10 protein-coding genes and 1 pseudogene are annotated in these 8,163 nt (G+C 66.8%); all 11 read left to right on the forward strand.

Going from position 1 to position 8,163, the window contains the following annotated elements; translation table 11 throughout:
- The coding region (locus ACE5CZ_RS08470; protein ID WP_374946891.1) for a 3-dehydroquinate synthase family protein at positions 1–774 on the forward strand (774 nt) is incomplete at its 5' end.
- Positions 775–852: 78 nt separating this feature from the next.
- A complete protein-coding gene (locus ACE5CZ_RS08475) occupies positions 853–1,284 on the forward strand; it encodes a hypothetical protein (RefSeq protein WP_374946892.1) in 432 nt (143 codons plus the stop codon).
- 11 nt (positions 1,285–1,295) lie between these two features.
- Positions 1,296–1,733 (forward strand): type II 3-dehydroquinate dehydratase, encoded by a 438-nt coding sequence (locus ACE5CZ_RS08480; protein WP_374946893.1) that lies wholly within the window; start codon positions 1,296–1,298, stop codon positions 1,731–1,733.
- A gap of 84 nt (positions 1,734–1,817) precedes the next feature.
- Positions 1,818–2,381 carry an elongation factor P gene (efp, locus tag ACE5CZ_RS08485; RefSeq protein ID WP_044438393.1) on the forward strand — a complete coding sequence of 188 codons (564 nt, stop codon included), beginning with the start codon at positions 1,818–1,820 and terminating at the stop codon, positions 2,379–2,381.
- A gap of 19 nt (positions 2,382–2,400) precedes the next feature.
- Positions 2,401–2,814 (forward strand): transcription antitermination factor NusB, encoded by a 414-nt coding sequence (nusB, locus tag ACE5CZ_RS08490; protein WP_374946894.1) that lies wholly within the window; start codon positions 2,401–2,403, stop codon positions 2,812–2,814.
- A gap of 85 nt (positions 2,815–2,899) precedes the next feature.
- Positions 2,900–3,454, forward strand: coding sequence for a bifunctional pyr operon transcriptional regulator/uracil phosphoribosyltransferase PyrR (pyrR, locus tag ACE5CZ_RS08495; RefSeq protein WP_374946899.1), 555 nt, complete (start codon positions 2,900–2,902; stop codon positions 3,452–3,454).
- Positions 3,451–4,407, forward strand: coding sequence for an aspartate carbamoyltransferase catalytic subunit (locus ACE5CZ_RS08500; protein WP_374946895.1), 957 nt, complete (start codon positions 3,451–3,453; stop codon positions 4,405–4,407). Before pyrR ends, ACE5CZ_RS08500 begins: the two co-directional genes overlap by 4 nt.
- Positions 4,404–5,744: a dihydroorotase gene (locus ACE5CZ_RS08505; RefSeq protein WP_374946896.1), complete on the forward strand. Its 1,341-nt coding sequence runs from the start codon at positions 4,404–4,406 to the stop codon at positions 5,742–5,744. Before ACE5CZ_RS08500 ends, ACE5CZ_RS08505 begins: the two co-directional genes overlap by 4 nt.
- A complete protein-coding gene (locus ACE5CZ_RS08510; protein ID WP_374946897.1) occupies positions 5,737–6,285 on the forward strand; it encodes a hypothetical protein in 549 nt (182 codons plus the stop codon). The genes ACE5CZ_RS08505 and ACE5CZ_RS08510 overlap by 8 nt, the downstream gene beginning before the upstream one ends.
- Entirely contained in the window at positions 6,282–7,463 is a 1,182-nt protein-coding gene (gene carA, locus ACE5CZ_RS08515) for a glutamine-hydrolyzing carbamoyl-phosphate synthase small subunit (RefSeq protein WP_374946898.1), read from the forward strand. Before ACE5CZ_RS08510 ends, carA begins: the two co-directional genes overlap by 4 nt.
- Positions 7,463–8,163, forward strand: a pseudogene (carB, locus tag ACE5CZ_RS08520) (carbamoyl phosphate synthase large subunit); the annotation flags it as partial. The gene carA and the pseudogene carB, both read left to right, overlap by 1 nt.

Consider the following 8,163-nt stretch of genomic DNA (forward strand, 5'->3'; position numbering starts at 1 on the left):
GGCGGGGGAGCGATCACCGACCTCGCCGGATTCGTTGCGGCGACCTGGCTGCGCGGCGTTCGCCTCGTGCAGGTGCCGACCTCGGTTCTCGGTCTCGTCGACGCGGCCGTGGGCGGCAAGAACGGCATCAACACGGCCGAGGGAAAGAATCTCGTGGGCACCTTCTACGCGCCCGGCGCCGTCGTCGGCGACCTCGATACGTTCGACACGCTCCCGCGCAACGAGATCCTCGCCGGATTCGCAGAGATCGTGAAGGCCGGATTCATCTCCGAGCCGGAGATCCTCGACATTCTCGAGGCGGATATCGACGTCGCGACTGATCCGTCGACTCCGGAGTTCCGGCGGGTCGTCGAGCTCTCCATCGCCATGAAGGCGCGGGTGGTCGGCGACGATTTCACCGAGCAGGGGCTCCGCGAGATCCTGAATTACGGCCACACGCTCGGGTACGCGATCGAACACGCCGAGCGCTACCAGTGGAGGCACGGGGCGGCGATCTCCGTGGGAATGGTGTTCGCCGCCGAACTGGGTCGACTCACGGGGTCGCTGTCCGACGAGGTCGTCGAGCGTCATCGGCGCATTCTGACATCGCTGACCCTCCCCGTCAGCTACCCGGTCGGCCGGTGGCAGACGCTTCTGGCCACCATGCGGCGCGACAAGAAGGCCCGCGCGGGGATGCTGCGATTCATCGTTCTCGACGACGTGGCGAAACCCTCCGTGCTTGCCGGCCCCGAGACGTCACTCCTCTTCGCGGCGTACCAGGAGATCGGCTCCTGACTCGCCCTGTGCAGGACAGGATCGTCTTGCTGGGGAGAAGTAAGAACCCGTTTCCCTGAAAACCGCGACAGTGTCGTCATGACCACTTTCACCCCCTCGAGTCCCACTCCAGACGCGATCATCGCCAGCGACGCCGACGCACGAGAGCTGCTCGCGAGCACTCTCGGTCCGGCGTTGCGGCGTCAGCTCTGGGCCTTCCTCCTCGACGCCGATGGCATGCAGCTGCCCATCGTCATCCCGATCGACGGAATCCCTGCCAGCCCGGCAGACGACGAATTGCGTTCGATCGTGTCGAGCCTGGGTCAGGTTCTCGACGAGTTCGGGCCGGGCGGCAGCGTCCTGTTCGCCCTCGAACGCCCAGGCGAAGAGAGAGCCCACGGTTTCGACGAGTTGTGGGCCGACGGCCTGCACGCCGCGGCTCACGACGAGGAGGTCGATGTCTTCGCGATCTATCTCGTGCATGACGACGGCGTGCGCATGATGAAGGCGCGCTCGTCTCTTCGTCGCTAGAGTTGTGCGTCATGACCACTGTGCTCGTGCTGAACGGACCTAACCTCGGCCGACTCGGCAGCCGGGAACCCGATGTCTACGGATCCCAGGACCTCGATGCGCTTCGCCGCGTGCTCGTCGCCGACGCAGCCGAGAACGCAACCGTCGAGGTGCGTCAGACCGACGACGAGGGCGAGCTGATCCACTGGCTGCACGAGGCGGTCGATACCTCGCGCCCGGTCATCCTCAACCCTGCCGCGTTCACGCACTACAGCTATGGGTTGCGCGACGCCGCGGCGTTGGTCACCAAGGCGGGCCTCGCCCTGATCGAAGTGCACATCAGCAATCCGCACGCCCGCGAGACGTTCCGGCACACGAGTGTCATCTCCTCCGTGGCGACGGGGGTGATCGCCGGCTTCGGCTTCGACTCCTACCGGCTGGCGCTCAAGGCGGTCCTCGGCTTCAACTAGGCCACGAGCCGGGGGACGGTACACTCACTGAGGGTCATTTTCCACGCCCGCACAATTCTCCTTTTCGAACGGAACAGTTCTTCCATGGCTTCAACCAGCGACATCAGAAACGGCGCCGTCCTTAAGATCGACGGCCAGCTCTGGGCTGTCATCGACTTTCAGCACGTCAAGCCGGGCAAGGGCGGTGCCTTCGTGCGCACCAAGATGAAGAACGTGCTCACCGGCAAGGTGGTCGACAAGACCTTCAACGCCGGCGCCAAGATCGAGACCGCGAACGTCGACCGCCGTGACTTCCAGTACCTGTACAAAGACGGCAACGACTTCGTCTTCATGGATACCGCGGACTACGACCAGCTGACCGTGACCGAGGCAGTCGTCGGCGACGCCGCCAACTTCATGCTCGAGAACCAGGCCGTCACGGTCGCCCTCAACGAGGGCCTGCCCCTCTACGTCGAGCTGCCCGCCTCCGTCACGCTCGAGATCACCTACACCGAGCCGGGACTCCAGGGCGACCGCTCCACCGGTGGAACGAAGCCCGCCACCGTCGAGACCGGATACCAGATCCAGGTTCCGCTGTTCCTCGAGCAGGGCACCCGAGTCAAGGTCGACACACGCACGGGGGACTACCTCGGCCGCGTGAACGACTGACTTCGGACCGGCAACCGCAATGAGCGCACGCACCAAAGCGCGAAAGCGCGCCCTCGACGTGCTCTACGCCGCCGATGTGCGGCAGATCTCGATCAACGAGGCCCTGGCCGCCGAGGCCACCCGGGCCCTCAGCGAACCTGCTCGAGAGGCCTCGTGGCTCTACGCGCGTGAGATCATCGACGGCATCGTCGACCACGGCGACGAGATCGACGAACTCATCGAGACCTACGCCCAGGGTTGGACTCTGGCCCGAATGCCCATCATCGATCGAGCCCTCCTTCGCATTGGCATCTGGGAGGTGCTCTTCAACGACGACGTTCCCGACGGGGTGGCGATCAACGAGGCGGTCGACGCGGCCAAACTGCTCAGCACCGATGACTCCGGCGGCTTCCTGAACGGCATCCTCGGACGCGTACAGCAGTCCAAGGGCTGAACGCACTCCGACCCGGCTGCTAGGCTCGGGGTGGCAACAGACATCCTTTAACCATCCGTCCTGTGAGACGGGGAAGGAGGTCAGAATCGTGGCTCGAATCGTGCTGCAGAACTCTGACATCGCCCGGGCGCTGACTCGGATCTCCCACGAGATCCTCGAGTCCAACCGTGGAGCCGGCGACCTCGTGATTCTGGGCATCCCGACCCGCGGCGTCATTCTCGCCGACAGGATCGGCGCCCAGATCCGGCAGATCGAGCCCGGTGCACCGGCCGACCTCGTGGGTTCGCTCGACGTCACGATGCACCGCGACGACCTGGCCCACCACCCCACGCGGGCGCCCCACCGCACGCGCGTTCCCGCGGGAGGCATCGACGGAAAGACGGTCGTGCTCATCGACGACGTGCTCTACTCCGGTCGCACCATCCGGGCCGCCCTCGACGCCATCGGCGACCTGGGCCGGCCCCGCGCCGTGCGTCTCGCCGTGCTCGTCGACCGCGGACACCGCGAGCTGCCCATCAGGGCCGACTTCGTGGGCAAGAATCTGCCCAGTTCGACCGACGAGCGCATCAACGTGCGGCTGACCGAGATCGACGGCAGCGAAGAGGTCAGCATCGATCTCGCGACGGGAGCCGGCGCATGAGGCACCTCCTGTCGACCCGCGATCTGGGCCGCGACGACGCGATCGGCCTGCTCGACATCGCGGAAGACATGAGCGAGGTGCAGAATCGCGAGGTCAAGAAGCTTCCGACCCTGCGCGGCAGGACCGTCGTAAACCTCTTCTTCGAGGATTCGACCCGCACGCGTACGTCGTTCGAGGTCGCGGCCAAACGCCTCTCGGCCGACGTCATCAACTTCTCCGCCAAGGGCTCGAGCGTGTCGAAGGGCGAAAGCCTGAAAGACACGGCGCAGACCCTCGCCGCCATGGGCGCCGACGGAGTCGTCATCCGGCACTCCGCTTCGGGTGCACCCCAAGTGCTCGCGCAGAGCGGCTGGATCGACGCCGGCGTGGTCAACGCCGGAGACGGCACCCACGAGCATCCGACGCAGGCACTGCTCGACGCGTTCACGATGAGGCGGCGCATCCACGGCGACGCTGCGAGAGACCGTGACCTCGACGGGGTGAGCGTCATGATCGTGGGCGATGTCCTGCACTCCCGTGTGGCTCGGTCGAACCTCTGGCTCCTCGAGACCCTCGGCGCCCACGTCACCTTCGTCGCCCCCGCGACCCTGGTTCCGGTCGGAGCGTCGACCTGGCCGGCGGACATCCGCTACGACCTCGACGTAGCCCTCGCCGAGGTGAGGCCCGACGTCGTGATGATGCTGCGCATCCAGCAGGAGCGCATGAACGCCGCCTTCTTTCCGACGACCCGAGAGTACTCGCGCCAGTGGGGGCTCGACGACGAACGGCTCCTGGCGCTCCGTCCCGATAGCATTGTGATGCACCCCGGCCCCATGAACCGCGGACTCGAGATCTCGTCTCGAGCGGCCGATTCACCCCAGTCCACCGTCATCGAACAGGTGGCCAACGGGGTGTCGATCCGCATGGCCGTGCTGTATTCACTGCTGTCCGGCGACCGGGAGGCCAGATCATGACAACGACCCTCATTCGCGGCGCGACGCTGCCCGATGGAACGACGACCGACCTGCTCGTGACAGGTGGCCGGATCGCCGAGCGCGGCGACACACTCACGGCACCGTCGGGCACACGCGTTCTGGATGCCGCGGGCCTGGTCGCGCTGCCGGGTCTCGTCGACCTGCACACGCACCTTCGCGAACCCGGATTCGAGCAGAGCGAGACCGTGCTCTCGGGAACCCGCGCCGCGGCTGCGGGGGGATTCACCGCCGTGTTCGCCATGGCCAACACCATGCCGGTGTCTGACACGGCCGGCGTCGTCGAACAGGTTCAGGCCCTGGGAGATTCGGCCGGCTACGCGACCGTGCGCCCCATCGGGGCCGTAACGGTCGGGCTCGCGGGCGAGCGGCTCTCCGAGATCGGGGCGATGGCCAACTCCCGCGCTGCCGTTCGCGTGTTCTCCGATGACGGCAAGTGCGTGCACGACTCGCTGCTGATGAGGCGGGCGCTCGAATACGTCACGACCTTCGGCGGCGTCGTCGCCCAGCACGCACAGGATCCCCGACTCACAGAAAACGCGCAGATGAACGAGGGCGCACTCTCGAGCGAACTCGGACTCAAGGGGTGGCCCGCGGTCGCCGAGGAGTCGATCATCGCCCGCGATGTGCTGCTCGCCGAGCACGTCGGCGCCCGCCTGCACATCTGCCACCTCTCGACCGCCGGAAGCGTCGACGTGGTGCGCTGGGCGAAGGCCCGGGGCATCGACGTGACCGCCGAGGTCACTCCCCATCATCTGCTGCTCACCGAGGAGCTGATCCGCAGCTACGACGCGCGCTACAAGGTGAACCCCCCGCTGCGCCGCGACGACGACGTGCGAGCACTCCGCGAGGGCCTGGTCGATGGCACGATCGACATCGTGGCCACCGACCACGCGCCGCACCCGGAGGAGTCGAAGGACTGCGAGTGGGACCACGCGTCGTTCGGCATGGTCGGCCTCGAATCCACGCTCTCGGTCGTGCAGGCCGCGATGGTCGACACGGGCCTGTTCCAGTGGTCGGATGTGGCCCGCGTGCTGTCGGAGACCCCGGCGAAGATCGGCAGGTTGGCCGATCACAGCCACGACTTCTCGGTCGGTTCGCGCGCCAACCTCGTGCTCGTCGACCCGGCGGCGTCGAGCACCTTCTCGCGGAACTCCCTGGCCGGCAGGAGCCACAACTCGCCCTACCTCGGCATGACGCTTCCCGGTTCGGTGCGTCACACCCTGCACCGGGGCTACGCGACCGTGATCGACGGCGTCGTCGTCGACGCGAGCGAGGTGGCCGCCGCGGCAGCCGCGACGGGGGTGCGTCGTGGATAGGATCCTTCCCGGCTCGATCATCATCGTCGGAGTCATCGGGCTCTTGATCCTGATGGTGCTCGGCTGGCGTGCCCGCGGCCGCCGGCAGTCCGCACTGGCGACCGCGGCCGTGCCATCCGACGAGCTGCTCGGCGAGCTCCGCCTCGCCGTCACCGGCCTCTACGTGTCGACGACGACAGCCGGCGCGCCCCTCGACCGGGTGGCGCTTGCCGGCCTCGGCTTTCGCGGGCGCGTGGCGGTCTCCGTCTTCGACGCCGGCATCCTCGTGGCGGTCACCGGCGAGCCGAAGGTGTTCATCGCGCCCGACCGCGTCCGCTCCGTCGGCACGTCGACGTGGACGATCGACCGCGTCGTCGAGGAAGGCGGTCTCGTGCGCCTCGACTGGACGCTCGAGTCCGAGCACGCGACGGCCGCGGCCGACGTCGAGAGCTTCTTCCGCATCGAGGATCCCGACCGGAGTTCCCGCCTCATCGAGGCCATCACCGCACTGTCGCCGCCAGACGGCTTCTCCACCCCCGACCAGGAAGGATCCCTCGCGTGATCTCAACAGAACCCGCCGTCCTCGTTCTCGAAGACGGCAGACGCTACGCCGGGCGCGCCTATGGCGCACGTGGTCGCACCCTGGGCGAGGCGGTCTTCGCCACCGGCATGACGGGATACCAGGAGACCCTCAGCGATCCGTCGTACGCCGGCCAGATCGTGCTGCAGACGGCGCCGCACATCGGAAACACGGGCACGAACGACGACGACCTCGAGTCAGCCAAGATATGGGTCGCGGGTTACGTCGTGCGCGACCCATCCCGCGTGGTCTCGAACCACCGGGCCACCCGCAGTCTCGACGACGACCTCGTCTCGGGCGGCATCGTCGGCATCTCGGGAGTCGACACCCGGGCCATCACCCGGCACCTGCGCTCCCTCGGCGCCATGCGCGCCGGCATCTTCTCGGGCGACGACTTCGGCCTGAGCGACTCGGAACAGCTCGCCATCGTGCGGGAAGCGGAAGACATGGCCGGCCGAAATCTTTCGAGCGAGGTCTCGACTGGCGAGCAGTACACGATCGACGCCGTCGGAGAGCGCATCGGCAGCGTCGCGGTGCTCGACCTCGGTGTGAAGACGTCGACCCTGCGCTACCTCGCACAGCGCGGCTTCGACGTGGTCGTGCTTCCCGAGTCGGTCACGACCGACGACGTCGTGGCGCTCAAGCCGAGCGCCCTCTTCTATTCCAACGGCCCCGGCGACCCGGAGGCATCCGAACGCCATGTGCAACTGCTTCGCGACGTGCTCGCCGAGAAGATTCCGTACTTCGGCATCTGCTTCGGCAACCAGCTGCTCGGTCGCGCACTCGGGTTTTCGACCTACAAGCTGCCCTTCGGCCACCGCGGAATCAACCAGCCCGTGCTCGACAAGACCACCGGCAAGGTCGAGATCACCAGCCAGAATCATGGCTTCGCCGTGGATGCGCCGCGCGAGGGCGTCGTCGACAGCCCGGCCGGCTTCGGCCGGGTCGAGGTGAGTCACCTCAGCCTGAACGACAACGTGGTGGAGGGCATCCGCTGCCTCGACATCGACGCGTTCTCGGTGCAGTACCACCCCGAGGCCGCGGCCGGCCCGCACGACTCGATGTACCTCTTCGATCGCTTCCGTGACATGGTGCTCGCGATCGATTCGGGTGAGCCCGAGACAGAGATCCACACCATCATCAACGGAGAGAACCAGTAATGCCTCGCAGGGAAGACATCAAGAGCGTCCTCGTCATCGGATCCGGCCCGATCGTCATCGGCCAGGCGTGCGAGTTCGACTACTCGGGCACCCAGGCCTGTCGCGTGCTGCGAGAGGAGGGGGTGCGCGTCATCCTCGTGAACTCCAACCCGGCCACGATCATGACCGACCCCGACTTCGCCGACGCCACCTACATCGAGCCCATCACCTGGCAGGTCATCGAGACCATCATCGCCAAGGAGAAACCCGACGCGATCCTTCCGACGCTCGGCGGCCAGACCGCGCTCAACGCAGCCATCGACCTGCACAACCACGGAATTCTCGAGAAATACGACGTCGAGCTCATCGGCGCCTCGTTCGAGGCGATCAACAAGGGCGAAGACCGTCAGATCTTCAAACAACTCGTTCTGGATGCCGGCGCCGACGTCGCCCGCTCTTTCATCGCGCACACGGTCGACGAGGCCGTGGAGTACGCCCTCGACCTCGGCTACCCGCTGGTCGTCCGCCCGTCGTTCACGATGGGCGGCCTCGGCTCCGGCTTCGCCTACACCGAGACCGAACTCCGCCGCATCGTAGGAGACGGCCTGCACCAGAGCCCCACCACCGAGGTGCTGCTCGAGGAGTCGATCCTCGGCTGGAAGGAGTACGAGCTGGAGGTGATGCGCGACCACGCCGACAACGTCGTGGTCGTCTGCTCGAT

Source organism: Agreia sp. (assembly GCF_964263775.1).
Taxonomy (GTDB): domain Bacteria; phylum Actinomycetota; class Actinomycetes; order Actinomycetales; family Microbacteriaceae; genus Agreia.

Coding starts and splice junctions, on each gene's coding strand:
- ACE5CZ_RS08475 (WP_374946892.1), top strand. CDS start 853: ATGACCACTTTCACCCCCTCGAGTCCCACTCCAGACGCGATCATCGCC.
- ACE5CZ_RS08480 (WP_374946893.1), top strand. CDS start 1,296: ATGACCACTGTGCTCGTGCTGAACGGACCTAACCTCGGCCGACTCGGC.
- efp (WP_044438393.1), top strand. CDS start 1,818: ATGGCTTCAACCAGCGACATCAGAAACGGCGCCGTCCTTAAGATCGAC.
- nusB (WP_374946894.1), top strand. CDS start 2,401: ATGAGCGCACGCACCAAAGCGCGAAAGCGCGCCCTCGACGTGCTCTAC.
- ACE5CZ_RS08500 (WP_374946895.1), top strand. CDS start 3,451: ATGAGGCACCTCCTGTCGACCCGCGATCTGGGCCGCGACGACGCGATC.
- ACE5CZ_RS08505 (WP_374946896.1), top strand. CDS start 4,404: ATGACAACGACCCTCATTCGCGGCGCGACGCTGCCCGATGGAACGACG.